At 69.6% G+C, this 24,875-nt stretch carries 28 protein-coding genes and 1 pseudogene; 4 read left to right on the plus strand and 25 right to left on the minus strand.

Going from position 1 to position 24,875, the window contains the following annotated elements; genetic code table 11:
• Positions 1-40: 40 nt before the first annotated feature.
• The 4 genes from JYK18_RS00435 to rlmN form a co-directional block, all read right to left on the minus strand.
• Positions 41-3,319, minus strand: a complete 3,279-nt coding sequence (locus JYK18_RS00435) for a LamG-like jellyroll fold domain-containing protein (protein WP_307795735.1) — start codon at positions 3,317-3,319, stop codon at positions 41-43.
• A gap of 407 nt (positions 3,320-3,726) precedes the next feature.
• Positions 3,727-3,969 carry a hypothetical protein gene (locus JYK18_RS00440; protein WP_206799022.1) on the minus strand — a complete coding sequence of 81 codons (243 nt, stop codon included), beginning with the start codon at positions 3,967-3,969 and terminating at the stop codon, positions 3,727-3,729.
• 210 nt (positions 3,970-4,179) lie between these two features.
• Entirely contained in the window at positions 4,180-4,449 is a 270-nt protein-coding gene (locus JYK18_RS00445) for a hypothetical protein (RefSeq protein ID WP_206799023.1), read from the minus strand.
• Positions 4,450-4,491: 42 nt separating this feature from the next.
• A complete protein-coding gene (gene rlmN / locus JYK18_RS00450) occupies positions 4,492-5,598 on the minus strand; it encodes a 23S rRNA (adenine(2503)-C(2))-methyltransferase RlmN (protein ID WP_206799026.1) in 1,107 nt (368 codons plus the stop codon).
• A 119-nt stretch (positions 5,599-5,717) separates the two neighbouring features.
• Between rlmN and JYK18_RS00455 the strand changes: the two genes are divergently transcribed.
• Entirely contained in the window at positions 5,718-6,329 is a 612-nt protein-coding gene (locus tag JYK18_RS00455) for a PadR family transcriptional regulator (protein WP_206799027.1), read from the plus strand.
• On the opposite strand, the gene JYK18_RS00460 is transcribed toward JYK18_RS00455, so the two are convergent.
• Positions 6,275-7,087 carry a class I SAM-dependent methyltransferase gene (locus JYK18_RS00460; RefSeq protein WP_307795736.1) on the minus strand — a complete coding sequence of 271 codons (813 nt, stop codon included), beginning with the start codon at positions 7,085-7,087 and terminating at the stop codon, positions 6,275-6,277. The genes JYK18_RS00455 and JYK18_RS00460 overlap by 55 nt on opposite strands.
• A 151-nt stretch (positions 7,088-7,238) precedes the next feature.
• Between JYK18_RS00460 and JYK18_RS00465 the strand changes: the two genes are divergently transcribed.
• Positions 7,239-8,084 carry a VOC family protein gene (locus JYK18_RS00465; RefSeq protein ID WP_206799028.1) on the plus strand — a complete coding sequence of 282 codons (846 nt, stop codon included), beginning with the start codon at positions 7,239-7,241 and terminating at the stop codon, positions 8,082-8,084.
• Positions 8,084-8,440, plus strand: coding sequence for a VOC family protein (locus JYK18_RS00470; RefSeq protein ID WP_206799030.1), 357 nt, complete (start codon positions 8,084-8,086; stop codon positions 8,438-8,440). The genes JYK18_RS00465 and JYK18_RS00470 overlap by 1 nt, the downstream gene beginning before the upstream one ends.
• On the opposite strand, the gene JYK18_RS00475 is transcribed toward JYK18_RS00470, so the two are convergent.
• From JYK18_RS00475 to rpsB, 5 genes are all read right to left on the minus strand, one after another.
• On the minus strand, positions 8,437-9,309 hold the full coding sequence (locus JYK18_RS00475) for a phosphatidate cytidylyltransferase (RefSeq protein WP_206799032.1): 873 nt from the start codon (positions 9,307-9,309) through the stop codon (positions 8,437-8,439). The genes JYK18_RS00470 and JYK18_RS00475 overlap by 4 nt on opposite strands.
• Before the next feature lie 19 nt (positions 9,310-9,328).
• A complete protein-coding gene (frr, locus tag JYK18_RS00480; RefSeq protein ID WP_206799035.1) occupies positions 9,329-9,886 on the minus strand; it encodes a ribosome recycling factor in 558 nt (185 codons plus the stop codon).
• A gap of 60 nt (positions 9,887-9,946) precedes the next feature.
• On the minus strand, positions 9,947-10,693 hold the full coding sequence (gene pyrH, locus JYK18_RS00485) for a UMP kinase (RefSeq protein WP_153030325.1): 747 nt from the start codon (positions 10,691-10,693) through the stop codon (positions 9,947-9,949).
• A gap of 98 nt (positions 10,694-10,791) precedes the next feature.
• On the minus strand, positions 10,792-11,607 hold the full coding sequence (gene tsf, locus JYK18_RS00490) for a translation elongation factor Ts (RefSeq protein WP_206799037.1): 816 nt from the start codon (positions 11,605-11,607) through the stop codon (positions 10,792-10,794).
• Between the two features lie 92 nt (positions 11,608-11,699).
• Entirely contained in the window at positions 11,700-12,542 is an 843-nt protein-coding gene (gene rpsB, locus JYK18_RS00495) for a 30S ribosomal protein S2 (protein WP_153030323.1), read from the minus strand.
• A gap of 713 nt (positions 12,543-13,255) precedes the next feature.
• Between rpsB and JYK18_RS46390 the strand changes: the two genes are divergently transcribed.
• Entirely contained in the window at positions 13,256-13,735 is a 480-nt protein-coding gene (locus tag JYK18_RS46390; RefSeq protein WP_307795737.1) for a M23 family metallopeptidase, read from the plus strand.
• Positions 13,736-13,743: 8 nt separating this feature from the next.
• Here JYK18_RS46390 and JYK18_RS00505 read toward each other — a convergent pair whose 3' ends face one another.
• The 15 genes and pseudogenes from JYK18_RS00505 to rpsP all read right to left on the minus strand — a co-directional run bounded on the left by JYK18_RS00505 (position 13,744) and on the right by rpsP (position 24,758).
• Complete coding sequence (locus tag JYK18_RS00505) at positions 13,744-14,748, minus strand: FliA/WhiG family RNA polymerase sigma factor (RefSeq protein ID WP_242578891.1); 1,005 nt, start codon at positions 14,746-14,748, stop codon at positions 13,744-13,746.
• The gene (locus JYK18_RS00510; protein ID WP_374195041.1) at positions 14,720-15,598 is read right to left on the minus strand and encodes a tyrosine recombinase XerC; all 879 of its coding nucleotides are present in this window, start codon (positions 15,596-15,598) and stop codon (positions 14,720-14,722) included. The genes JYK18_RS00505 and JYK18_RS00510 overlap by 29 nt, the downstream gene beginning before the upstream one ends.
• A 258-nt stretch (positions 15,599-15,856) precedes the next feature.
• Positions 15,857-16,054, minus strand: a pseudogene (locus JYK18_RS48250) (site-specific integrase); the annotation flags it as partial.
• Positions 16,055-16,431: 377 nt separating this feature from the next.
• A complete protein-coding gene (gene dprA / locus JYK18_RS00515; RefSeq protein WP_206799047.1) occupies positions 16,432-17,607 on the minus strand; it encodes a DNA-processing protein DprA in 1,176 nt (391 codons plus the stop codon).
• A complete protein-coding gene (locus JYK18_RS00520; protein WP_206799057.1) occupies positions 17,604-19,124 on the minus strand; it encodes a YifB family Mg chelatase-like AAA ATPase in 1,521 nt (506 codons plus the stop codon). Before JYK18_RS00520 ends, dprA begins: the two co-directional genes overlap by 4 nt.
• Before the next feature lies 1 nt (position 19,125).
• Positions 19,126-19,251, minus strand: coding sequence for a hypothetical protein (locus JYK18_RS47410; RefSeq protein WP_277992139.1), 126 nt, complete (start codon positions 19,249-19,251; stop codon positions 19,126-19,128).
• Positions 19,252-19,681: 430 nt separating this feature from the next.
• On the minus strand, positions 19,682-20,062 hold the full coding sequence (locus JYK18_RS00525; protein ID WP_206803958.1) for a YraN family protein: 381 nt from the start codon (positions 20,060-20,062) through the stop codon (positions 19,682-19,684).
• A gap of 117 nt (positions 20,063-20,179) precedes the next feature.
• A complete protein-coding gene (locus JYK18_RS00530; RefSeq protein WP_113693489.1) occupies positions 20,180-20,503 on the minus strand; it encodes a DUF2469 domain-containing protein in 324 nt (107 codons plus the stop codon).
• Positions 20,500-21,306 carry a ribonuclease HII gene (locus JYK18_RS00535; RefSeq protein ID WP_206799060.1) on the minus strand — a complete coding sequence of 269 codons (807 nt, stop codon included), beginning with the start codon at positions 21,304-21,306 and terminating at the stop codon, positions 20,500-20,502. The genes JYK18_RS00530 and JYK18_RS00535 overlap by 4 nt, the downstream gene beginning before the upstream one ends.
• Positions 21,307-21,311: 5 nt before the next feature.
• Positions 21,312-22,253 (minus strand): signal peptidase I, encoded by a 942-nt coding sequence (gene lepB, locus JYK18_RS00540; protein ID WP_206799062.1) that lies wholly within the window; start codon positions 22,251-22,253, stop codon positions 21,312-21,314.
• A gap of 30 nt (positions 22,254-22,283) precedes the next feature.
• On the minus strand, positions 22,284-22,637 hold the full coding sequence (gene rplS, locus JYK18_RS00545; protein WP_206799064.1) for a 50S ribosomal protein L19: 354 nt from the start codon (positions 22,635-22,637) through the stop codon (positions 22,284-22,286).
• 160 nt (positions 22,638-22,797) lie between these two features.
• Complete coding sequence (trmD, locus tag JYK18_RS00550; protein ID WP_206799066.1) at positions 22,798-23,553, minus strand: tRNA (guanosine(37)-N1)-methyltransferase TrmD; 756 nt, start codon at positions 23,551-23,553, stop codon at positions 22,798-22,800.
• Positions 23,553-24,068 carry a ribosome maturation factor RimM gene (rimM, locus tag JYK18_RS00555; protein ID WP_206799075.1) on the minus strand — a complete coding sequence of 172 codons (516 nt, stop codon included), beginning with the start codon at positions 24,066-24,068 and terminating at the stop codon, positions 23,553-23,555. Before rimM ends, trmD begins: the two co-directional genes overlap by 1 nt.
• 10 nt (positions 24,069-24,078) lie before the next feature.
• Positions 24,079-24,318, minus strand: coding sequence for an RNA-binding protein (locus JYK18_RS00560; protein ID WP_113693495.1), 240 nt, complete (start codon positions 24,316-24,318; stop codon positions 24,079-24,081).
• Complete coding sequence (gene rpsP / locus JYK18_RS00565) at positions 24,315-24,758, minus strand: 30S ribosomal protein S16 (RefSeq protein ID WP_153030312.1); 444 nt, start codon at positions 24,756-24,758, stop codon at positions 24,315-24,317. The genes JYK18_RS00560 and rpsP overlap by 4 nt, the downstream gene beginning before the upstream one ends.
• Between the last annotated feature and the right edge of the window lie 117 nt (positions 24,759-24,875).

Raw genomic sequence — 24,875 nt, forward strand, 5'->3', positions numbered from 1 at the left:
GGTAGTTCCTTCCGAACCCGGTGAAGAGAAGTGAGAAGCGTCAGAGGTCCGCGCCGGGCAACTGCCCGATCTGCTGGTCGGAGAGCGCACCGGAGTACAGCCGGACGCCGCGCACCGAGCCCTGCCAGGGATCGGCGTCCTTGCCGTTCCAGCGGCCGGCGCCGATGAGCAGGTCCCCGGTTCCGTTCCAGCCGGTGACCCCGGTGACCCGGCCTGAGTAAACGCCGTCGACGTACACCCGTGCCTCGGCAGCGGCGAGGTCGTAAACCCCGGTCAAGTGCACCCAGCGGCCCGTGGCGACCTCGCCGGCGGCGGGAATCCACCAACCGCCTTCCGCCGTCGGGCTCAGTGCCACCAGGAAGTTCCAGCGCTTCAGTTCCGGCCGGTACTGAAGCATGAACGGCGAATACTGCGCACCGCCGAAGGACACCGCGGTACGGGCACCCAAATTGGCCTCGTCCAGGTACACCCAGGCGGACACGGTGTACGAACGATCCGTGCGCACGGTCGGCCGCGGCGCGGTGACCACACCGAATCCCGCGCCGCCCTGGCCGGCGAACTTGGCGCCGGTGTACTCGCCCTGTGACCATGCGGCCGTACCGCCGAACTGCGCCTGCGCACCGGAAACCGAATCCGTGGCCGTCGACCCGCTGCCTTCGCCCAGCGGGTAGTGGGCCCGCAGTACCGCCTGATTGGCCAGCAACGCGGCCTCGGACGGCACGATCACCCGCTGATAGGCGCGGATTTCGTCCAGCGCGCCGGGGAAGAAGTCGACCCGGCCGCCGTTCCACTGCGAGGCACCCACCTGGAAGTCACCACCAGCCGACCAGGTGCTGGTGTGGGCGACTTCGGCGGCGAGCGCACCGTTGACGTAGAGGCGCAACCTGCCCGAACCGTGGTCATAGGCCGCGACCAGGTGCGTCCACACACCCACCTGCACCTGGGTGGTCGCGACCGCGCGGGCGTGCGTCCCGCCACCGTTGACGTCCTGGCTGAACATCGCCGCGCCCCAGCGCCCGTCGTGGGTGGCCTGGAGCTGGAACCCGCTGGTCGTCACGCCGTCCTGGGACAGCAGCGTCGGCCAGCCGCCGACCTTGTCCAGTTTCGCCCACGCCGCAACCGAAAAGCTCTTCGACGTGTCCACCACCGGACCAGGCCGGGACAGCCGCTGGGTCAGGCCGTCCAGTGTCGCCGCCTGCCCGTCGTAGCCCGCGGTGGTTCCGCTCGGTCCCGCCAGGTGCCGGTTGTTGCCGCTGCTGTCATCGGCATTGCCGTTGAGCTTCCAGTGCCCGGTCAGGTTCCCGAGCAGCGGATCACCGTAGCGCACGTTCAGCCGGTACTTCACGATCTCGGACAGGTTCCCGGCGCGGTCGACCGACCGCACGAACATCGTCTGCAGGCCCTCGCTGACCGGTGTCCACCGGACTACCGCCGGGCCGCCGAGTCCGTCGGCATCGGCCCGCGTCTTGGGATCGTCGTGCTCCTGCTCGCTGACCGACCACAGGTAGTGCCGCACGTCGGTGGTTCCGTTGGCGGTGAAGGCGAAGGTCCCCGTCTGCCCCAGGCCACCCGCCGGGCTTCCCCCAGCCGGATAGTCGGTGGAGCTGACCCCTGGTTGGCCGGGAACCGTTTTGTCGACCGCGAACTCGCAACTGCCCACCCACGACGACGGGCTGCCACCGTCGCTGGCCGACATCGACCAGTTGTAGATGCCCTCCTCGGTCACCAGGCCCGAGGGGACCGTGACCTCGGCGAAGGATCCCGAAGGAATGTTGCCGGTCGAGCCCGTCCAGATCTGGGTGCTCGCCCCGACCGCGCCCTTGTGCAGGCTGAAATGCGCCTGGAGCGTGCCGGCGTCGGGATCGGTCAGCTTGCCCCGCAGGCGAGGTGTCGGCGTGAACACGTACGGCCGGTTCTCCCCACTGGCACAAGGGATCTGACCGTTCTCCATGCCCAACTGGCCGGGCTTGTCCGGCACGCTGTTGTACACGACCTCCAGCACCGGGTTCAGATCGAACCGCCGCCAGTCCGACGTCGAGCCCTCGCTGCGCGCCTTGAGCCGGAAGACCATGTTCGTCCACTGTTCGTTCGCCGCGGCCTTCATCAGATCGGTGATGGGCGCGTCGGACCAACCGTCGCTCGGGCAGTACGCGGCGTGGTTGGACCGGCTGATGTCGCCGTAGTGACCTGCCACCCACGGTTGGTTGTTCCACGTCGTGTCCGGCCCGATCCCGCCGGCCAGGTTCAACTCCGTCGGCCCACCGTTGCACGACCAGGAGTGAATGACCCGCGTCCGCACCGCCGCGCGGTGGATCACCTTGCCACGCATGGCCGACACGTCGAAGTTGAAGTACGACCGCGACAGGTACCCGTTCTGGTAACCCGCCTTCAGGTCGGCGAGGTCGCCGTCGGTCCGGTTGAAGTTGCGCGCGTTGGCGAAGTCTCCGCTCTGCACCACGACGTGGTTCTGCTTGGCGCCCGCCCACCAGTACTCCGGGTCGATGAACACCGGATACACCCGCGCGGGATCCTTGAGGAACGCCTCGTCCGGGCGCACGACCACAGCCGAGTCGGTCACGTCGACGTCCATGGTCGCCGTCGCGGGGGTCTCCGCGGCCGCTGCGGCTCGCTGCTGGCCGGAGCCGCGCGAATCCCACATCTTCGAGGCATCACCGAGGAAGTGCGCCACACCCGCGTTGTCGACGGCCTCGATGCCACCGGCCGCGGTCAACCGCGGCGTCACCCCCACCGCGTGATTGGGAAAGGCGATCTCCTTCAACCGCGGATCCTGTGCGGCCTCGGCGTTCTTCACCACCAGCACCTGGCTGTACCCGGTCGCCTTGGCCGTCAGCACCAGATCGATGCCGGGCAACGTCTCCGGATACGTCGCCACCGCGCCATCGAGCACCGGCGCAGGCAACGCTCCGGGCCACCCGATCCCTACCTCACGACCATCGCGCACCACCGACGCCAGTGGCTGCTCGCTCGTGCCACCGCCGGAGAAACGCACATCCACGAACCCGGCCTTCGGCCCGATCGTGCCATCCGGTCGCGTCTCCAACGTCAGATCTACGGGCACCCACGCGTCACCTCGGCGCACCCGCTGTGGCTCCAGGCTCTGCCGCGACACCAGCGCCCCGTCCGGACCGGCGACCACCTCGGCATACTCCGTGGTCTCCGACGCGACCGGCACTTCCTGCCCGCTCGATTCCGCCTTGGCCAGCGCCGACGCAATTTCCGGTGACACCGCTCCAATTTCGTCAGCAATTGCTGTTCCGTTGGAAAATAACGAAGCGATCATCGATACGGTCAGCGCCACGGCCACACCGGCCCAGCGCAGCCTCGAGCGAGGCAACACCATGACATTCCCCTCTTGAGCGCACCACAAGGGCACGCCATCACCCAGACATGACGCTATATCAGCAGATCAAGCCACGTATGACCTAGCGCGAACACAACCAGCGGACGGCGAAATTACTCTGATCAGCCGATTTACCAGCAGTAGAAAGTGCCCGCGTCAACCCCCTCGTAAATTGCGTCGTGGCACTGGCGAACCCCGGTCAAAAATTACTGGTAAGTCCGTTTCGCCGGTAAGGCTCCATTAGAGTGAACGAGCGGTGGCGCAGGGTCAGGGGCGTGGGTAGTGCAGGAAGACCGGCCCGACGGTGTCGGCACGGAAGAACGTCTCCGACGCTGTGCGCTTCCTGCCGCCGATCGTCTCGGTGGTCACCTCAAGCTGATAGGACTCAACCAGACCGCCACCTCGATGCGCGGCATCCGCCACGCGCACTCGCAGAGCGGCTCCAAGTACCTGACGACGCCCTCGCCGGACTTGAGCTTGCCCGTCGCCATGATCGCGCCCGCGCCATCGCGGATGGTCCACTCGGCCTGCCGCCAGAGGCACTTCGCATCGTCGAAGTTGACGCCGAGCGAGATGTCGTGCGTCGACAACTCCACCACGATCACCACGGGCTCAGGTTCAGGCGGAGCAGAAGTCGTCGGTATGCCAAGGGCGGCCGTCGCCAACACGTTCTCCTGCGCGAGCGCGTTCCTCGTCCAGCACGTGGGCGCGGTGTCGTTGGGCTACAAGGACGCGTAGTTACCAGCAGGGCAATGCCGCATTGGTGCAGACCTCGCGTGTGACAGCGACCAGACGGCGTCGTTCTCGCTCCGCCCAGTTCAGGCGTTCGTCAACCAGGGGCTCAGCAAGGCTTCCAGTTCGTCGTTCGAGAGACTGCGCGGGCCGCTGTCGAACTCGTGCCAGCGAGCAGCCTCCGCGGCGGCGTAGAACTCGACGTCGAAGGCGCGCATCAGCACGTAGGTGAAGCTGCACGAACTGAACCGGTCACCGAGCAGCTCACGAGCCGTGCGCGCGATCTCCGTCGCGCTGCTCGCCTCGGAGCACATGAGTTTCTCGGCAGCCGGATCGAGCAGGCTGGGCGCAAGCATCAGAACAACTTCCTCATCCAATGAAACACGAACTACGAACTTTCAGCCTTCAGCAGCCAGCTGACCACAAGCCGCCGCGATTTCCTGGCCGCGCGTGTCCCGGACCGTGCACGCCACGCCACCCTCGTTCACCCGCCGCACGAACTCACGCTCCACCGGCTTCGGCGACGCATCCCACTTCGAACCCGGCGTCGGATTCAACGGAATCACGTTCACATGCACCAACTGACCGAGATGCTGCCTCAACCGCTTAGCCAGCAAATCCGCCCGCCACGGCTGATCATTGATATCCCGGATCAACGCATACTCGATCGACACCCGGCGCCCCGACGTATCCGCGTAATACCGCGCCGCCTCCAGCACCTCATCCACCGACCACCGGTTGTTCACCGGCACCAGCGTGTCCCGCAACTCATCGTCCGGCGTGTGCAGTGACACCGCCAGACGCACCTGCATCTTCTCGTCCGCCAACTTCCGGATCGCCGGCGCCAACCCCACCGTCGACACCGTCACCGAACGCTGACCGATCCCCAACCCGGCCGGCGACGGATCCGTGATCCGACGCACCGCCGCCACCACCCGCTTGTAGTTCGCCAGCGGCTCGCCCATGCCCATGAACACGATGTTCGACAGGCGCCCCGGCCCGCCGGCCATCTCGCCGTCGCGCATGACGGCGGCGGCCGAGCGCACCTGGTCCACGATCTCCGCGGTCGACAGGTTGCGGTCGAGCCCGCCCTGCCCGGTCGCGCAGAACGGGCACGCCATGCCGCAGCCGGCCTGGCTCGAGATGCACAGCGTCGCCCGATCGGGGTAGCGCATCAGCACGCTCTCCACCAGCGTGCCGTCGTGCGCGCGCCACAGCGTCTTGCGCGTGCTGCCGTCGTCGCAGGCCAGCGCCCGGATCTCGGTCAGCAGCGGCGGCATCAGGTCGTCGACCAGCCGCTGCCGCGACGCGGCCGGGATGTCGGTCATCTGCTCGGGGTCGACCGTGAGCCGCGAGAAGTAGTGGTTCGACAGCTGCTTCGCGCGGAAGGGCTTCTCGCCCAGCTCGGCGACGGCGGCAGCGCGCTCCTCGGCGGACAGGTCCGCGAGGTGCCGCGGCGGCAGCCCGCGCTTGGGCGCGTCGAAAACAAGGGGGAGGGCAGTCATAACGCACCCATTGTCCCACGTCCCCCCGATGTGACCGGGCTCGCGCCCAGCCAGTTGCCAAACGAACGGTTCCGATATATCGTGAGTGCATCGCAAGCTAACGAGAAAGGACCAAGCTCATGCGACCACCTTTTGCACACGAGTTCGGCAGGCGTGGCGGCTTCGGCCCGCGCGGACCCTTCGAGGACTTCGCCGGCGGCTGGGGCTTCGGCGGACCGCGAGGCCGCGGCCGGGGCCCCGGTGGCCCCCACCGGCACGGCGGGCGACGGGGACGGCGCGGTGACGTCCGCGCGGCCATCCTGTTGCTGCTGGCCGAGCAGCCGCGCCACGGCTACGAGATCATCACCGAGATCGGCGAGCGCAGCGACGGGCTATGGAAGCCGAGCCCCGGCTCCATCTACCCGACCCTGCAACTGCTCGCCGACGAGGGCCTGGTCTCGGCCAGCGAAGAGGGCGGCAAGCGCCTCTTCCAGCTGACCGACGAGGGCCGCGCCGCCGCCGAGCGGCTGGACACGCCGCCGTGGGAGACCATCGCCCGCGACGTCGACCCGAACGAGGCCAACCTCCGTTCGGCGAGCATGACCCTGATGGCCGCGGTGTTCCAGGTCGCCCAGGCGGGCACCGCCGAACAGCAGGCCAAGGCCGTCCAGGCGCTCAACGAGGCCCGGCGGACGATCTACGGGGTGCTCGGCGAGGTCGAATCCGACACCGCCGACGAAGAAACCGAATGACCGGGGACGACCAACCCGGTCGGCTTGCGGCGCCAGTGCACGCGATAGCCGACCGGGAAGGTCACCGCACCGCCCAAAGCGTTGCGGCGTAACACTTCTTCCGTCGCCTTCGCGGCGACCGCGGGGCTGAACTCGATCTTCAGCACCTTCTCGGCACCGGCCGCGTCGTCGAACGCCCAGCGCGTTTCGACCCGCCGGCAGTCGAACCCCTCCTTGACGAAGAACCGTTCCACGCCAGGCGGGTCGTAGTCGGGCAGGTCCGCCCGCATCCACCGGCCGTACGGCTCGTGCGTGACGTCCAGATCGACGATCACCAGCACGCCACCGGGTCTCAGCACCCGGTCCGCCTCCCGCAACCCGGGCTCACAACCGGGCCCGAAGAAGTAGGCGGTGCGCGCGTGCACCAGGTCCACACTCGCGTCCGCGAGCGGAATCCGTTGTGCCGCACCATGAAGCACCCGGACGCCGGACATCCCGGCGACCCGTTCGCGGGCGCGGTGGACCAGTGGCGGATGGGGTTCGACGCCGATCACCGACCGCGCGGTCTCGGCGAACCGCGGGAGGTGGAAGCCGTCGCCGCACCCGACGTCGAGCACGTCCTTCCCGGCCCAGCCGCATTCCTCGCCGAGCACGCGCCAGATCTCGCCGTCGGCGTCCTGCGCGGAGTTCTCCACTTCGTAGGCACCCGGGTAGTACCAGATGTTGGGGCTGGGCAGGATGTCCACCGCGGTCCGGTGGCGGAGGAATGGGCGCCGCACGGGTACAGCCTAGGCGCCACAAGCAAATTGTGTCCGTTTTAGCCGAAACATCCCAAGCTACCGGGGTTTGATTCCCGCTCGATGACTTTGGGTTAAGCACAACCCCCGGTCGAGTCGTAGGATCGGGTCACCGAAGCCGAGGAGATCACTCATGTCGCTCAGTTCGGCCGCCGCGCAACCCGTTCTCTCACCCGGCATCCCCTGCTGGGTGGAACTCGCGAGTCCGGACATAGCCGAAGCGGAGGCGTTCTACAACGGCCTCTTCGGCTGGAGCTTCGAGCTCAAGCGAGATCCGGCGACCTCCGACGGTCGCTATTCACTGGCCTCGCTCGGCGGTTTCAGCGTCGGCGGGCTCTACCGCGCCGCCGCCTCGCAGCCGCCGGGCTGGACGGTGCACCTCTCGGTGCACAACACCGCCGGTGCCGCGGAGTGGGTCGAGCACCTCGGCGGGGTGGTCACCCTCGGCCCGGTCGAAATCCCCAACCGCGGCACCATCGTGCACGCGCTCGACCCGACCGGCACGCCGATCGTCTTCTGGCAACCCCTGGCGAACTGGGAGTTCGCCGCCGGTGCGCCGAACACCTTCTCCGGTGCGGACCTCAACACCACCGACGGCGCGGTGGCCGACCAGTTCTACTCCCGGCTGTTCAACTACAACGTGCACCACATCGGCGGCGAGAACATCGACTACGCGGAATGGCGGCTGGACCACCAGCCGGTGCTCTACCGCTACGTGATGGGCCCGGAGTACCGGCCGGGTACGCCGGCGCACTGGATGGTCTACTTCGAGGTCGATCCGGCCCGTGGCGCGGATGCCGCCGCCGGCCACGCGCTGATGCTCGGCGGCAGTGTGATCGTCCAGCCGTACGACACGCCGTTCGGCCGGGTGGCCGTGCTCGCCGATCCGCACGGTTCGGTGTTCTCGGTGATCGACCACTCCCGCGTGATCGAGGCCCAGTACAGCGGCGCCGAAGTAGACGACCCCTACGACGACTGATGCCGGTACGAGTCGGCTCGGTGGTGCTGGGCGTTTCCGACGTCCGGCGCGCGGCGGAGTTCTGGGCCCGCGCGCTGGACTACCGGCCGCGCGACGAGGGCGACGAAGCCTGGCTGGTGCTCGTCCCGGTCGACGGCGGCGGGCCGAACATCTCGTTGGGGCTTTCGGAAACCCCGGTCCAGGAGAAACCACGGGTGCACCTCGACCTGTACACCTCGGACCAGGTCGCTGAGGTCGACCGCCTGCTCGCGCTCGGCGCGTCCCGCGTGGATTGGGCGGATTACCCGCCGGACGCCGACTTCGTCGTGCTGGCCGATCCCGACGGCAACCGCTTCTGCGTGATCGACAAGCCCTAGGCGGGCACGAAGGCGGACAGCAGCAGCCACGAGACCACGGCCGACGGCAGCAGCGAATCCAGCCGGTCCATGATGCCGCCGTGCCCGGGCAGCAGGTTGCCCATGTCCTTGATGCCGAGGTCGCGCTTGATCAGCGACTCCATCAGGTCGCCCAGCGTGGCCACGCAGACGATGGCGGCGCCGAACAGCACGCCCTGCCACGCCTGGCCGTCCAGCATCAGGCTCAGCGTCAGCGCCCCGGCGACCACCCCGGCCAGCATCGAACCAGCGAAGCCCTCCCAGGTCTTCTTGGGGCTGATCGTCGGTGCCATCGGGTGCTTGCCCTTGAGCACACCGGCGATGTACCCGCCGGTGTCGGAGGCGACCACGCCGATCATGAAGGCCAGTACGCGGCCCACGCCGTCCTCCGGCGGCACCAGCATCGCCGCGAAGGCACCGAACAGCGGCAGGTACGCCGCCGCGAACACGGAAGCGCCGACGTCGCGCAGGTAACCGTCGGCGCCCCCGGGCAACCGCCAGAGCAGGCAGAGGAGCACGGTCAGCACGAACGCGGTGAGCGCCCCTTCCCGGCCGAACGGCCAGGCCAGCCAGATCATCGCCTGCCCGCCGGCGAGCACCGGGACCAGCGCGATCCGGATGTTCGCCGCGCGCCGCAGCGCACCGGCCAGTTCGAAGGTGCCCACCGCGATCGCCGCCGCGATGACCCCGATGAAGAGGAAACGCACGGTGAACAGCGAAACCAGGATCACCGCGCCGAGGGCCACCCCGACCCCGATCGCGGCAGGCAGGTTCCGGCCGGCCCGCGAGGCCTTCGCGGGCTTTCCGGCGGTTTCCGCCGGATCGCCCGCCTCCTCGCGTTCCTCGCTCACGCTCGTCTCCCCCACCGGATCAGACCTCGAGCAGCTCTGCTTCTTTGTGCTTGACGAGCTCCTCGACCTGGCCGACGTAGTTGTCGGTCAGGTTCTGCAGCTCCTTCTCCGCACGGGTGACGTCGTCCTCGCCCGCTTCGCCGTCCTTCTGGATGCGGTCGAGCTCTTCCTTGGCCTTGCGGCGCACGCTGCGGATGGACACCTTGGCGTCCTCGCCCTTGCCCTTGGCCACCTTCACCATCTCCTTGCGCCGCTCCTCGGTGAGCTGCGGGATGACGATGCGGATGATCTGGCCGTCGTTGCTCGGGTTGACGCCGAGGTCGGACTCGCGGATCGCCTTCTCGATGGCGCCCAGCTGCGTCTGGTCGTACGGCTTCACGATGGCCATCCTGGCCTCGGGAATGTTGACGCTGGCCAGCTGGTTCAGCGGGGTCGGCGCGCCGTAGTACTCGACGACGATCCGGGAGAACATCGCGGGTGTGGCCCGGCCGGTGCGTACCGAGGTCAGGTCCTCCTTCGCGACGGAAACGGCTTTTTCCATCTTCTCCTCGGCGTCGAGGAGGGTCTCGTCGATCACGGCTACTCCTTGCTCGTATCGCGCCGCTGGTTGTGTTCTCCGGGGATGATCCCAGCAGGTCTAGGCGGGGACCCCGACGGCGGGGGTGCTGACCAGGGTGCCGATCCGCTCGCCGCCGACGGCACGGGCGATGTTCCCCTCGGTGAGCAGGTTGAACACGATGATCGGCATGTTGTTGTCCATGCACAGGCTGAACGCGGTCGCGTCGGCCACCTTCAGGCCCTGTTCGAGCACTTCGCGGTGGGTGATCTCGCGGAACATCCGCGCGGCCGGGTCGGTCTTGGGGTCGGCGGTGTAGACGCCGTCCACCGCCTTGGCCATCAGCACCACGTCGCAGGCGATCTCCAGCGCGCGCTGGGCGGCCGCGGTGTCGGTGGAGAAGTACGGCATGCCGACACCGGCGGCGAAGATGACCACGCGGCCCTTCTCCAGGTGCCGCTCGGCGCGGCGCGGGATGTAGGCCTCGGCGACCTGGCCCATGGTGATCGCGCTCTGCACGCGGGTGGGCACGCCTTCCTTCTCCAGGAAGTCCTGCAGGGCCAGGCAGTTCATCACGGTGCCGAGCATGGCCATGTAGTCGGCGCGGTCGCGGTCCATCCCGCGCTGCGACAGCTCGGCGCCGCGGAAGTAGTTGCCGCCGCCGATCACGATCGCCATCTGCACGCCGGTCCGGACGACCTCGGCGATCTGCACGGCCACCGAATGCACCACGTCGGGATCGACGCCGACGGCACCGCCGCCGAACATCTCGCCACCGAGCTTCAGCAGCACCCGCCGATAGGCACCGTCGGACCGCTCCGCTGTCATGTCGTCCTCCGCGTGTTCAGGTGTGTCTCGCGTGCCTCTTCGCAACCGTGCCCCGTCCCCGATGTGGCGGAGACGGGGCACGGTTGCCGGTACTCTGCTCAGGCCTGGCCGACCTCGAAGCGGGCGAACCGGGTGACGGTCACGCCGGCCTCGTCCAGCAGGGCCTTCACGGTCTTCTTGTTGTCGGTCACCGACGGCTGGTCCAGCAGCACGGTGTCCTTGTAGTACGCGTTGACCTTGCCTTCGATGATCTTCGGCAGGGCCTGCTCGGGCTTGCCCTCTTCGCGCGCGGTCTGCTCGGCGACGCGGCGCTCGGCCTCGACGGTCTCGGCGGGGACCTCGTCGCGGGTCAGGTACTTGGCCTTGAGCGCGGCGATCTGCAGCGCGGCGCCGCGGGCGGCCTCGGCGTTGTCACCGGTGTACTCGACCAGCACGCCGACGGCCGGCGGCAGGTCGGCGCCACGGCGGTGCAGGTAGGTGGCGACGGTGCCGTCGAAGGAGGCGACCCGGCGCAGCTCCAGCTTCTCGCCGATGCGGGCAGACAGCTCGTTGATCGCGTCGCCGACGGTCTTGCCGTCCAGCTCGGCGGAGCGCAGCTTCTCCACGTCGTCGGTGCGCACGGTCTTCGCGACCTCGACGATCTTGGCGGCGAGCTCCTGGAAGTCGGCGTTCTTCGCGACGAAGTCGGTCTCGGAGTTCAGCTCGACGAGGACGCCGCCCTCACCCGCGATCAGGCCTTCGGCGGTGGCGCGCTCGGCGCGCTTGCCCACGTCCTTGGCGCCCTTGATGCGCAGGAACTCGACGGCCTTGTCGAAGTCGCCGTCGTTCTCCTCCAGCGCCTTCTTGCAGTTCATCATGCCGGCGCCGGTCAGCTCGCGCAGGCGCTTCACATCTGCGGCGGTGTAGTTCGCCATCGTGCGTTTTCCGTCCTTCTTCGGTACGCGCAGGGATTCGAGTCATAGGCCCGCGTGGCCGGACGCATCCGGCCACGCGGGCAAAGGGTGGATCAGGCGGAGGTGGTCTGCTCCGCGGGCGCCTCCGTGGCGGCGGGCGCGTTCTCGGAGCCGGCCAGCAGCTCCTTCTCCCACTCGGCCAGCGGCTCGTCCGAGGCGACGCCCGGCTCCGGCTTGTCCTGGCCCTCCGCGGCCGAGCCGTTGCGGCCCGAGCGGGCCAGCAGGCCGGCGGCGGCGGCCTCGGCGACGACCTTGGTCAGCAGCGCGGCGGACCGGATCGCGTCGTCGTTGCCCGGGATCGGGTAGTCGACCTCGTCCGGGTCGCAGTTGGTGTCGAGGATCGCGACGACCGGGATGTTCAGCTTGCGCGCCTCGCCGACGGCGATGTGCTCCTTCTTGGTGTCCACGATCCACACGGCGCTGGGCACCTTGGCCATGTCGCGGATACCGCCGAGGGTCTTCTCCAGCTTGTCCTTCTCGCGGGTGAGCGTGAGGATCTCGCGCTTGGTCAGGCCCTGGAAGCCGCCGGTCTGCTCCTGCGACTCGAGCTCCTTGAGGCGCTGGAGCCGCTTGTGCACGGTCTGGAAGTTGGTGAGCATGCCACCGAGCCAGCGCTGGTTGACGAACGGCATGCCGACGCGCTGGGCCTCGTTGGCGATGGCCTCCTGCGCCTGCTTCTTGGTGCCGACGAACAGGATGCTGCCACCGTGCGCCACGGTCTCCTTGATGAACTCGAAGGCGCGGTCGATGTAGGTCAGCGTCTGCTGCAGGTCGATGATGTAGATGCCGTTGCGCTCGGTGAAGATGTAGCGCTTCATCTTCGGGTTCCAGCGCCGGGTCTGGTGCCCGAAGTGCACGCCGCTGTCGAGCAGCTGCTTCATGGTGACGACGGCCATGGCCGGATTCGCACCTCTTCTGTGTCGTGCGCCCCGGGACTCGCCCGGTGGCGCTTGCTCGGTTGCCGCGGTCGCCCGGGTGGACGGCCGCCCTGGTGCGGTGCCGATGCCCGAACCCGTTCGGCGCTCGGCGCCGGATGGGACCGCCGGGCATCGTTCGTTCCGAGGCGGAAACCGGTGAGGGCCCGCCCGGAGCATGCACACGCACGCGAAGTCGATCTGCACTCTCACAGACCGCGCGAACAGTCTACGCCTTCCCTGGAAAGGGCTGCTCACCGGCGGTGCTCAAACCGGCGACCTGTCCACAACGCCCCCGGTTGTCCACAGATTCCGGCTCCAGCCCCCGCGCCGCCGCCCAGCCCGTCAAAGTCGAAGTCATGGACCTCAGACCCATTCTCCCACGTCAGCGCATCCGCCAACTGGCAGTGGCGTTCCTGGCATTCGGCTGCACCGCCCTGCTCGCACCCACGATCTCCCGCGCCTTCGCGGCACCCCTCACGCCCGCGGCCGCCCCTGCCTTCGGAGCACCCCTTACGCCGGCCCTCACGGCACCCTTGACGCCCGCGGTCTCGCCAACCCTCGCGGCACCTCTCGCGTCCGCCTCCGCGTCGCCGTCCACCTCGCCCGTCGCGGCCCCCTCCGCGGCAGCCCCCGCGCCGCCCCTCGCGGCCACCTTTGCGACGCCCTCCACGTCAGCCTCCGCGTCGACCGTCGTGGCGCCCAACGCATCGACCCCAGCAGCGCCCCTCGCACCAACCGCCCCGGCGGACGACCCGCGGTTCACCTGGCCACTGCACCCGCGGCCACAGCTGATCCGCGGTTTCGACGCCCCCGAAACCGACTTCGGCCCCGGTCACCGCGGGGTCGACCTGGCTGCCGCGGCGGACCAGCAGGTGGTGTCGGCGGGCACGGGATACGTGGTGTTCGCCGGCACGATCGCCGGTCGCGGCGTGGTGTCCATCGACCACGACGGCGGCCTGCGCACCACGTACGAGCCGCTGGTCCCGCAGGTCGCCGCCGGCGATCAGGTGTACGCGGGCCAGGTGATCGGCACGGTCATCGCCGGGCACCCCGAGTGCACCGTGGCGGTCTGCCTGCACTGGGGCGTGCGCCGAGGGCTGGAGTACCTCGACCCGCTGCCCCTGGTGCAGGAGACCACCCGGCTGCGGTTGAAGCCGTGGAACTCAGGTTGACGTGTCAGTCAGACACCGGCCTGTTCGACCAGCTTGGCGCGCAGGCGGAGCACGGCCCGGGTGTGCAGCTGGCTCACCCGCGATTCGGTCACGCCGAGCACCTTGCCGATCTCGGCGAGGGTGAGGCTCTCGAAGTAGTAGAGGCTCACCACGATGCGGTCGCGCTCGGAGAGCTGGGCGATCGCATCGGCGAGCTGACGGCGGTTGTCCTGGTCGACGAGCACGGCGACCGGGTCGACGGCGTCGTCGTCGGGCAGCGTGTCGACCAGTGAGCCGCTGTCCTTGCCCACCGCGACCAGGTCCTCGAGCGCGACCACGCTGGTGAGCTGGAGCTGGCCATAGAGGTCGCGCAGCTCGTCGACGGTGATCTCCAACTCGGTGGCGAGCTCGGCGTCGGTCGGCGTGCGGTTGAGCCGGGCACCCAGTCGTTCCATCGCGCGCTCGGCCTCGCGGGCCCGGCTGCGCACCACCCGGGGCACCCAGTCCTGAGAACGGAGGTCGTCGAGGATCGCACCACGGATGCGCTGCATCGCGTAGGTCTCGAAGCGCAGGCCGCGCTCGGGCTCGAACTTCTCGATCGCGTCGACCAGGCCGAAGATGCCGGACTGGACGAGGTCGCCGACGTCGACGTGGGTGGGCAGGCCGGTGCCGACCCGGCCGGCGACGTACTTGACCAGCGGTGCGTAGTGCAGCACGAGGCGATCGCGGAGGCGCTGCTCGGGCGCTTCGGCGAACTGCCGCCACAGCGCCTTGATGCCCGCCTCCACGTCGCCGGTCTCGCTCAGGCCGGACGAGGTCTCGGTGGCGGTCACGGGACTGCCCTCCGCTGCGGGTGTCTCAGAGCTTCGCTGAGAACGCGCTGCGTCACCAGGCAAGTTGCCGTTTTCAACTGCACTCTCAGGTCTGTCTCCGGGCTCGTGCGTGGTGGTTCGGTCGGGCGGTTCGCCGGGTGGCGGGAAGGCTTGCCCTCCGCCGCCCCCGCGGTCAGCGGGCACGGGGGTGGGTCCGGTCATGGATCGCCTTCAGCCGCTCGACGGTGACGTGAGTGTAAAGCTGAGTGGTGGCAAGCGTAGCGTGACCGAGTAGTTCCTGAACGCTGCGAAGGTCAGCACCACCCTCAAGCAGGTGCGTGGCAGCCGAATGGCGGAGGCCGTGCGGGCCCATGTCCACCGCACCGTGTACCGAGCCGACCCCGTCGTGGACCACCCGCCGGACCGAACGAGGATCAAGCCGCCGGCCGCGAACGCCCAGGAAGAGCGCCTTCGCCGCGTCCGCCGCCGCCCGCTCCGCGAGCACCGGCCGCCCGTCCTCCAACCAGGACCGGAGCGCCTTCTCGGCGGGCACCCCGAACGGCACGGTCCGCTCCTTGGCGCCCTTGCCCAGCACCCGGATCACCCGGCGGTCGAACTCCACGTCGCCCAGGTCAAGACCGCACAGCTCAGCCACCCGAACGCCGGTCGCGTACAGCAGTTCGAGCACCGCATGATCACGGAGCGCAACCGGATCACGCTCCGCCGCCCCGGCCCCCGACGCGCTCATCACCTGCTCCGCCTGCTCCGGCCGCAACACCCCAGGCAACGTCCGATGCGGCCGCGGCGCCACCAGCCGACTCCCCGGATCGACCTCCAACTTGCCGACCCGGTGAGCCCACGCCGTGAACGTCCGCGCCCCAGCCGCCCTCCGCGCCAACGTCGTCCGGCTCACGCCCGCCTTGTGCTGCTCCGCCAGCCAGGCCCGCAGCTCCCCCACGTCCAACCCGGCCAACGCCACCACACCTTCACCCGCCACATCCGTACCCGCCACATCCGCGGCTGCCACGTCCTCACCGCTCCCGCCACCAGCACCCGCGTCGCCAGCGCCCATCTCGTCGGTGCGCACACCACCAACGCTCGCGTCGTCAGCGCCCACCTCACCGGCGCCCACGCCACCAACGCTCGCGTCACCGGCGCCCATCTCATCGGTGCGCACACCGCCAGCGTTCGCGCCACTAGCGCGCACGCCACCAGTCACGGCGCCATTAAGGCTCGCGCCGCCAGCAGCTTCGGTGCCTTCACCTGCGGCGGCAGTGGGGGTTGCGTCGTCACCCGCTGTGGTGTTGGGGGCTTCGACGCCGTGGAGGAAGCCGAGCAGCGAGACCACGTCGCCTACGTACGCGCGGACGGTGTGCGCCGAGAGTCCGCGCTCCAACTGCAGGTGGCGCTCGTATTCGGCCACTACCTCACGCACGTTTTCCGGCAGCGCCGCCCGCAGGCGAACCAGTGCACCGCGCCCGTTCACCTTCACCCCCCGCTCAACTTCGGGGACGCTTCGTGACGACATGCCCAAAACGCTGGGGGATCACCGGCGCATGGTCAAGCATCGCCACACCCTGCCGTGGGAACGACCCGATATCGCGACTCACCGCAACCGGCCCAACACGCCTCCCACCCCGCCCCGTGCCCCCGGTTCAGCCCCGACGACGCCACAGCTGCGCCCGTCCGTCTGCCTTTGAGTCCGCGCTGCTCGTTCGAGGTGCCTGGCTGTTCGGCATCGTGAGCACGCTCAGCCCACAACGCCAGCGCCAGCATCACGGCCAGCACCCAGGGCCGAGACCAACTGCAGGAACCGACCCGCGACTCGGGCTCGGGCTCGGGCTCGGGCTCGGGCTCGGGCTCGGGCTCGGGAGGCTGGCGTGGGTGGCGGATCGCCGGCAGGTGTCATGAGCCTCCTGCGGGGGTTACCGGGCGCGAGCGGGCTGTCAGGCGCCAGCCGTCGTCGGTGCGGGTGGCTAGGCCGTCCAGTTCCAGTTCCGGCAGGAGGGCGCGGACCCGGTTGAGCGGGACGCCGGATTCGGTGGCGATCTGTTCCGGGTGCCTGCCCTCCTTCAGCTCCAGCGCGCCGTGGACGCGCATAGCGTCCTCGCCCAGCCCGTCGGTGCTCCGGGGCGGGGACGGCGTTCGACTGGCCAGTGAAGTGTCGAGCTTGCCGACGGTGGCCAGCACGTCGCGTAGCGAGCCGACCAGCGTCGCGGCTGATTCGCGGATGAGTTCGTGGCAACCCGCCGACATCGCCGAACCGATCGGGCCGGGCATCGCCATGACTACCTTGCCGAGCGTGGCGGCGGTGGTCGCCGTGTTGCGGGCCCCGCTGCGAACGCCCGCTTCCACCACGACGGTGCCCTCGGTGAGTCCGGCAATCAGGCGGTTCCGCACGAGGAAACGGTGCCTCGCCGGGGGCGTGCCGAAGGGGTACTCGCTGATCACAAGCCCGCGCTCGGAGATCCTGCGCAGCAGGGCGACGTGTCCGGCGGGGTAACCGCCGTCCAGCCCGCAGCCGAGCACGGCCGCCGTCACGCCTTCGCCGGCGAGCGCGCCTCGGTGAGCTGCGCCGTCAATACCGTAGGCGGCGCCGGAGAACACCGGCATGCGCTTGCTTACCAGGCCGTACGCGAATTCGGTGGCGTGTTGCTCGCCGTATCCCGTAGCTGCTCGGGCGCCGACGATGGCCACCGCGGACGTGGCCACCTCGTCGAGCCTGCCTCCGCCCCGGACCCACAACGCGATGGGCGGCGCCAACCCCGGCTTGCCACGCGCCGTCGCCTGATCGAACGGGAGCAGCGGCCACGCCGGCCACTCGGCGTCCTCCGGCACGATCAGGCGGGCGCCCTGCCGCTCGGCCTCGGCGAGATCCGATTCGGCGCGAACCAGCGTTCGGCGGGCGGACGTCTCGGACAACACGGGCTCCGGGCAGGATCCCTCGCGCACCAACTTCGCCGCGTCGACCGGGCCGTGGTTGCGGATGAAGGCGACGAGGGCCGTGGCCGGTGGCTCTGCCACTCGCAACAGATACGCCCGGGCCAGGCGGGTCTCGGGATCTGCCTGTCGATCGCTCATGCGGCTGCCTGCCGGTCGCGAAATTCAAAGGCGGCGGCCACGTGATCGGAGTCGGGGCGATCGGCTTCGGTCAGGTCGCTCAACGTCCAGGCGACGCGCAGGCAGCGGTCGACACCACGAGCAGTGACCACGCCCTGGTCCAGTCCGCGGTCGAGCAGGGTGGTCGTTTCGCGGGGCAACGCGTACTCACGCCGGAGCATGGGGCCGGGTACTTCGGCGTTGGTGCGCCAGCCGTGCTCGGCCCAGCGTTTGGCCGCTCTTTCCCGTGCACGGAGAACCCTGGCCCGGACCTGCGCGGTCGGCTCCGGATCGTCGAATTCGTGCGCGTGGGTGTGCATGGCGGTGAGTGGGCGCATCCGGACTCGGAGATCGATGCGGTCGAGCAGCGGGCCGGAGAGTTTGCCGAAATAGCGTCGCCTGGCGAATGGTGAGCAAGTGCAATCCGCTTCCCGCGGCGGCGCGCAGGGGCATGGGTTCGTGGCGAGGACGAGTTGGAAGCGCGCGGGATAGCAGACGACGCCTTTTCGCCTGGCGATGCGGATTTCGCCGTCCTCCAGCACTGTGCGCAGTGATTCGAGGCATTCGCTGCGGAATTCGCACACCTCGTCCAGGAAGAGGACTCCTCGATGGGCTCGGCTGATCATGCCCGGTTTGGCGATGTCGGTGCCGCCGCCGACCAGTGCGGCGACCGAAATGGTGTGGTGCGGATCGGCGAACGGCGGAATCCGGATGAGCGGTGATGACGAGGACAGCTTGCCCTCGATGGAATGCACGGCGGTGACTTCGAGTGATTCCTCGCTGCACAACGCCGGGAGCAGGCCCGGCAGGCGGCGAGCCAGCATCGTCTTTCCGACGCCGGGTGGGCCGGTCAGCAGCAGGTGGTGGCCCCCCGCGGCGGCGACCTCCAGCGCCCAGCGTGCGTCCGGCTGTCCGATGACGTCCGCCAGATCGGCAACGGGCGGCGGCTTTTCTTCGATGGCGGGCTCGGGGGTGGCGAGGTTTTCGACGTCGTCCATCCAGGCGAGCAGGTCGCGCAGGCGGGCGGCGCCGAGCACCTCCATGTCGTGCACGAGGGCCGCCTCGAACAGCGAATCGACGGGGACGACCGCGCGCCGGACGCCGTCCTTGCGAGCGGCGAGCAGCGCGGGCAGCACGCCGGGCACCGGGCGGATCCGGCCGTCGAGGGCGAGTTCGCCGATCAAGACCGTGCCGAGCAGCTTGCTCCCGGAGACGGCTCCGCTGGCGGCGAGCACCGCGGCGGCGATGCTGAGGTCGTAGCCGGAGCCGAGCTTGGGGAGGTTGGCCGGGGACAGACCGAGGGTGACGTGCTGCTCGGGCCACTTCTGGCCGGAGTTGCGCACGGCGGCGCGGACCCGGTCCTTGGCTTCTTTCAGGCCGGGGTCGGGCAGGCCGACCAGTTTCATACCGGGCATTCCGGCGCCGATGTCGGCCTCGACCTCGACCACGCGGCCGTCGATGCCGAGCAGCGCGACCGACCAGCTTCGGGCGAGCACCATTTCAGCTCGCTCCTTCGGCGTGGGGGAAGCGCGGTTGCCAGCGCACGGTGATCACGTCGATGCGCCAGGCGCGGAGGCGGAGGCGCTTGAGCCAGGTAGTGACTTGTGGCGGGGTGCGGCGGCTCACGCGGACGACGATTGCTGTTGATCGAGGTAGGGGCTTCGCGGGAATGAAAATTTTGGTGAGGGCTGTGGTCGCGGTGGAGGCGTGGGCGACGGGGCCGGACGGTTCGTAGACGGCGGTGGTGGGACCGGAGAGGTACGTAGGTCCGGTGGCTGGACCGGCGAGATGGGTTGGCTTCGCAATGGGGCGGGCCGGGCCGGTGACGAGATCGGCAAGGTGGGCCGTGTCCGCGGCGGGATTGGCCAGGTGGGTGGGGCCGGTGGCGGGGTCCGCCGGGTGGGCGGGGCTGGTGACGGGGTCGGACGGATGGAGGAGGGCCGGGGTGGGCGGCTGGATGGGAGCGGCGGCAGGCGGCTGGATGCGGGCGGCGGCGAGGGTGGGTGGGTGGATGCGGGCGGGGTGGGCACGGTGGGTGCGGGGTGGGGCGGCCATGTCAGAAGGCCCCCGGGATGTGGGTCAACTGCGGGGCGCCTGTCGGGGGCCAGTGGATGGCTATGACATCGAAGCGCAGCGGGCACCACCGGACTCGGTAGTGCTCCAGCCATCGGCTGGTCAGGCGGCGGATGCGCGCCGACTTTTCGGCGTCGACGGAGTCGGCTGGGTGGCCGTAGGCGGCGCCTGAGCGGGTTTTCACTTCGCAGACGATGAGGGTTCGGCCGTCTGTGGCGACCAGGTCGAGTTCGCCCTCGCGGCAGCGCCAGTTCCTGGACAGCACCGTCATGCCCAGTTTGTCCAGGTGCGCTGCCGCGAGTTCCTCGCCTCTGCGGCCCAGTCGTTGTCGTTGCTCGTAGGACGGCCGAGCCTGGGTGCCCATCACGGCTGCTCCCCCTGGGGTCGATGATCGTTGTCGATCTCGACCGTGCCAGGGGGGATCAGCGCAGGCCAGGGCGTTCGGCTCGGCCTGTGGACAACCGGGGTGCTGTGGACAACCTCAGCCGGAGAACGGGCCGCCCTCGGGGAGGCGCAGGTCTGGTTTGTCCAGTTCCTCCACGTTCACGTCCTTGAAGGTGATCACCCGGACGTGCTTGACGAACCGAGCGGGCCGGTACATGTCCCACACCCAGGCGTCGGACATCCGCACCTCGAAGTAGACCTCGCCCCCACCGTCTCGGACCTGCACGTCCACCGCGTTGGCCAGGTAGAACCGCCGTTCGGTCTCCACCACATACGCGAACTGGCTGACGATGTCGCGGTACTCGCGGTACAGCGACAGCTCCATCTCGGTCTCGTATTTCTCGAGATCCTCGGCACTCATGAAATCCGGGCCCCTCCTTGCGAGTTCACGTGCCAGTCGGCGGCGAAGAGTCCATTCTGACCCAGACCGTCATCCAGAGCACGCACCGGCGCGGCCGTGGCGTGCAGCGCCGCCGCGGTGAGCAGCACCCGATGGGGTGGCTCGCGCCGGTGGGCGGCGGCCGCGACGGCCACGTTCGTGTAGGACCACCGGTGCGCCGCGCTGGGACCGTGCTCGGTCAGCGCCGCGCCGTGCTCGGTGGTGGTGTACCCCTTGTGCACGTCGAAGCCGTACACCGGGTACTCGTCGTGCAGATCCGCCATGATCCGGTCCCTGGTCACCTTGGCCAGCACCGACGCCGCCGCCACGCAGGCCACCACCCGGTCCCCCTTGATCACCGGCAGGCTGGGCGCCGGCATGCCCGGCACGCCGAACCCGTCGGTCAGCACGTACCCGGGCGCGGTCCGCAGGTGGGACACCGCGCGCCGCATGCCCTCGACGTTGGTCACGTGAATGCCGCGCGCGTCGACCTCCTCGGTGGGGATGACCACCACCGCGTAGTCGACCGCCCGGACCAGCACCCGCTCGTAGACGCGTTCACGGGCGGCCGCGGTGAGCAGCTTCGAATCGGTCAGCTCGGTCAGCCGGGCGCCGTCCCCCGGCTTGAGCACGCAGGCGGCCACCACCAGCGGTCCGGCACAGGCACCCCGCCCGGCCTCGTCCACCCCGGCCACCGGGCCGAGGCCACGCCGTTCCAGTGCGGCCTGCAGCCCCCACGAGCTCTCCCCGCGAATGACCGCGCGCGGCGGCTTCAGCGCTGACACCGCGGCTAGCGCTTCCGCTGCGCCGCCCCGCGCAAGCCCGCTCCGAGCTTGCGACCGGCCCAAACCGTCGGCCAGGCGGCCACCACGCCGATGCCCAGCGGGATGCCCTGCTGCCAGACGGGCGCGCTCATGCCGAGCGCGGCGGGCTGGGCGGCTTCCTGCGGGTTGTGGTCGGTCACCCCACCCCAGCGGTTCGGCGGGAGCACGATGATCCTGGCCTTGCCGATGATGTTCTCCAGCGGCACCGCACCGCGCTCGCCCCCGCCGCCCTGCATGCGGGAGTCCGAGGAGTTGTTGCGGTTGTCGCCCATCACCCAGACCGAGCCGAGCGGCACCTTCACCGGGTCGAACGGGGCCTGGACCCCGGTACCGTCCTCGAAGTGCAGGTACGGCTCGTCGAGCGCCTTGCCGTCGACCACCACGTGGTTCTGCGCGTCGCAGCACTCCACCGTCTGCCCCGGCATCGCGATGATGCGCTTGACGAAGTCGCGCTCGTCGGGCGGGGCGAGGCCGAACACCGAACCGATGCTCTGGAAGAACCGGCCGACCGGGTTCGAGGACTCCTGCGGGAGCGCCTCGTTCTCCACCCACGGCTCCGGACCCTTGAACACCACCACGTCACCGGGGGTGGGGTCGACGAAGTCGTAGGTGATCTTGTCGACCAGGATGCGGTCGCCGGTGCAGCCCTCGCACCCGTGCAGGGTGGTCTCCATCGACCCCGACGGGATCATGTAGACGCGGAAGAAGAACTGCTGGATCACGAACGTCAGCGCGAGCGCCACGACGATCAGGATCGGCAGCTCCACCCAGAACGGGCGCTTCTTCTTCGCTTTGCCCTTGCCACGCTTGCGGTGGGCACCGCCCTTGGTCTCCTCCGCGGCTCCGTCGTGGTGCTCGGAGCGTTCGGGATCGTCCTCGGCAGCGTTTGAAGACACAGGTTCGGCCACGACGCCAGGCTACGGGAATCCGCTACCGGATCAGGAAGCCGGCTCGCGGCGCTCCTTGATCTTCGCCGCCTTGCCGCGCAGCTCACGCAGGTAGTACAGCTTCGCGCGGCGCACGTCGCCGCGCTTGTGCACCTCGATCTGCGCGATGTTCGGGCTGTGCACCGGGAAGGTGCGCTCCACGCCGACACCGAAGGAGACCTTGCGGACGGTGAACGTCTCGCGGATGCCACCGTTCTGGCGGCGGATGACCACGCCCTGGAAGACCTGAAGGCGCTCGCGGTTGCCCTCGATCACTCGGACGTGCACCTTCAGCGTGTCGCCCGGTCGGAATTCCGGGATGTCGGAACGCAGCGACTGAGCGTCCAGGGCGTCCAGGGTGTTCATCGGTGGTCCGTCCTCGTCTGTGATGTAACGTCTTCGTCTTGCCATACGTCCGGGCGCACGCCTGTCACAGCGGCCGGCCCAGGGGGTTGGCGGGCGCGCGAACCCAATGGGGTCCTCTCGCGCCAACCGGTCAAGTATTACAGACCCGCCGGGCGCCGGATCACTCGCCCCGTTCGGACTCCTCGGCGAGGCTCGCGAGCAGGGCCCGGTCGTGCTTGTCGAGACTGCCTTCCGGCAACCGCGGGATCAGCTCGGGACGGCGCTCGGCCGTCCGTTCGAGCGCCCGGTCGCGGCGCCAGCGGTCGATCAGCGCGTGGTTGCCCGAGCGCAGCACCTCCGGCACGGCCAGCTCCCGCCAGACCTCGGGCCGGGTGTAGCTGGGTCCTTCGAGCAGGCCGTCGGAGAACGAATCCTCCTCGGCCGAGCGCGCGTTGCCCAGCACGCCGGGCAGCAGCCGGACCACCGCCTCGACCATGACCAGCACCGCGGCCTCGCCGCCGACCAGCACGTAGTCGCCGATGGAGACCTCGTCCACCGGCATCCGGCGGGCGGCGTCGTCGATCACGCGCTGGTCGATGCCCTCGTAGCGGCCGCAGGCGAACACCAGGTGCTTTTCGGCGGCGTACTCGTGGGCCAGTTCCTGGGTGAACGGGCGGCCGGCCGGGGTCGGCACCACCAGCCGCGTGTGCTCCCCGCAGACCTGGTCGAGCGCGTCGCCCCAGATCTGCGGCTTCATCACCATGCCGGGACCGCCGCCGTACGGCGCGTCGTCGACCGCGCGGTGCACGTCGTGGGTCCAGTCGCGCAGGTCGTGCACGCCGATCTCGATCAGCCCGCGGTCGATGGCGCGCCCGAGCAGCGCGGCCCGCAGCGGGTCGAGGTACTCGGGGAAGATGGTGACGACGTCGAGGCGCATCACTCGGCGTCCAGCAGGCCTTCCGGCGGATCGAGCACGACCCGCCCGCCCGCCACGTCGACCACCGGCACGATCGCCTTGACGAACGGCACCAGCACGGTCGCGCCACCGCGGTCGAGCGAAAGCAGCTCGCCGCCGGGCGAGTGCACCACCTCGAGCACGGTGCCGACCTCGGTGCCGTCGGTCAGCTCGGCCCGCAGGCCTTCGAGCTGGTGGTCGTAGAACTCGTCGGGATCGGCCGTCGGCGGCAGGTCCGCGGTGTCCCCGAGCAGCAGCGCACCCCGCAGTTCCTCGGCCGCGGTGCGGTCGGGGACCTGGTCGAAACGCACCAGCAGCCGCCCGCTGTGCGAGCGGGCGGCTGACACGGTGAGTTCGCGGGTGCGGCCGCCGCGCGGCCGGGCGAGCACCACGGCACCGACGGCGAACCGCTGCTCCGGGGAGTCGGTCCGCACGTCGACGGCGAGTTCGCCGGTGATGCCGTGTGCCTTGGCCACCCGGCCGACGACAACCTCCATCAGCGCGGCGTCAGTGGTCGGTGTCGACCACGTCGACCCGCACACCCCGGCCGCCGATTCCGCCCATCACGGTGCGGAGCGCGGTGGCGGTGCGCCCGCCCCGGCCGATCACCTTGCCCAGATCGTCGGGGTGGACGTGCACCTCGAGGGTGCGGCCGCGACGCGTGGTGATCAGTTCGACGCGGACCTCGTCCGGGTTGTCGACGATCCCGCGCACGAGGTGCTCAAGGGAGTCCGCGAGAAAGCTCACGCCTCGGTCTTCTCCTCGGCCTTGGCCTCGGCCTTCTCGGCGTCGGCCTTCTTGCCGCCCTTCTTCTTGGGCGTGGTGGCCTCGGCCGAGGGCTCCTCGCCCGCGGCCGCGAGCGCGGCGTTGAACAGGTCCTGCTTCGACGGCTTCGGCTCGGCCACCTTCAGGGTGCCCTCGGCGCCCGGCAGGCCCTTGAACTTCTGCCAGTCACCGGTGATCTCGAGCAGGCGCTGGACCGGCTCGGTCGGCTGGGCGCCGACGGCGAGCCAGTGCTGGGCGCGCTCGGAGTTCACCTCGATGAAGCTGGGCTCTTCCTTCGGGTGGTACTTGCCGATCGTCTCGATGGCCTTGCCGTCCCGGCGGGTGCGCGCGTCGGCGACGATGATGCGGTAGTACGGCGCACGGATCTTGCCGAGGCGCTGGAGCTTGATCTTGACGGCCACGGGTGTGGGTACTCCTCAGTTCTCTCTGGTAGCAAGGTCGGCCGCGCGATCCGAGTGGGGAACGAATGCGACGCCCGGAGGTCAGGTGTGTTCGACCCCGGCGCGGTGAGAGGGTCC

The organism is Amycolatopsis sp. 195334CR, from assembly GCF_017309385.1.
Lineage (GTDB): Bacteria > Actinomycetota > Actinomycetes > Mycobacteriales > Pseudonocardiaceae > Amycolatopsis.

Bases quoted from the DNA above. Each gene is read 5' to 3' on its own strand.
- JYK18_RS00465 (WP_206799028.1), top strand. From the start codon at position 7,239: ATGTCGCTCAGTTCGGCCGCCGCGCAACCCGTTCTCTCACCCGGCATC.
- pyrH (WP_153030325.1), bottom strand. From the start codon at position 10,693: ATGACAGCGGAGCGGTCCGACGGTGCCTATCGGCGGGTGCTGCTGAAG.
- JYK18_RS00445 (WP_206799023.1), bottom strand. From the start codon at position 4,449: ATGCTTGCGCCCAGCCTGCTCGATCCGGCTGCCGAGAAACTCATGTGC.
- JYK18_RS00530 (WP_113693489.1), bottom strand. From the start codon at position 20,503: ATGAGTGCCGAGGATCTCGAGAAATACGAGACCGAGATGGAGCTGTCG.
- JYK18_RS00525 (WP_206803958.1), bottom strand. From the start codon at position 20,062: ATGGGCACCCAGGCTCGGCCGTCCTACGAGCAACGACAACGACTGGGC.
- JYK18_RS00455 (WP_206799027.1), top strand. From the start codon at position 5,718: ATGCGACCACCTTTTGCACACGAGTTCGGCAGGCGTGGCGGCTTCGGC.
- rplS (WP_206799064.1), bottom strand. From the start codon at position 22,637: ATGAACACCCTGGACGCCCTGGACGCTCAGTCGCTGCGTTCCGACATC.
- JYK18_RS00510 (WP_374195041.1), bottom strand. From the start codon at position 15,598: ATGGGCGCTGGCGACGCGGGTGCTGGTGGCGGGAGCGGTGAGGACGTG.
- trmD (WP_206799066.1), bottom strand. From the start codon at position 23,553: ATGCGCCTCGACGTCGTCACCATCTTCCCCGAGTACCTCGACCCGCTG.
- dprA (WP_206799047.1), bottom strand. From the start codon at position 17,607: ATGAGCGATCGACAGGCAGATCCCGAGACCCGCCTGGCCCGGGCGTAT.
- rpsB (WP_153030323.1), bottom strand. From the start codon at position 12,542: ATGGCCGTCGTCACCATGAAGCAGCTGCTCGACAGCGGCGTGCACTTC.
- JYK18_RS00520 (WP_206799057.1), bottom strand. From the start codon at position 19,124: ATGGTGCTCGCCCGAAGCTGGTCGGTCGCGCTGCTCGGCATCGACGGC.
- rlmN (WP_206799026.1), bottom strand. From the start codon at position 5,598: ATGACTGCCCTCCCCCTTGTTTTCGACGCGCCCAAGCGCGGGCTGCCG.
- rimM (WP_206799075.1), bottom strand. From the start codon at position 24,068: ATGGAGGTTGTCGTCGGCCGGGTGGCCAAGGCACACGGCATCACCGGC.
- JYK18_RS00505 (WP_242578891.1), bottom strand. From the start codon at position 14,748: ATGACCGGACCCACCCCCGTGCCCGCTGACCGCGGGGGCGGCGGAGGG.
- tsf (WP_206799037.1), bottom strand. From the start codon at position 11,607: ATGGCGAACTACACCGCCGCAGATGTGAAGCGCCTGCGCGAGCTGACC.
- JYK18_RS00470 (WP_206799030.1), top strand. From the start codon at position 8,084: ATGCCGGTACGAGTCGGCTCGGTGGTGCTGGGCGTTTCCGACGTCCGG.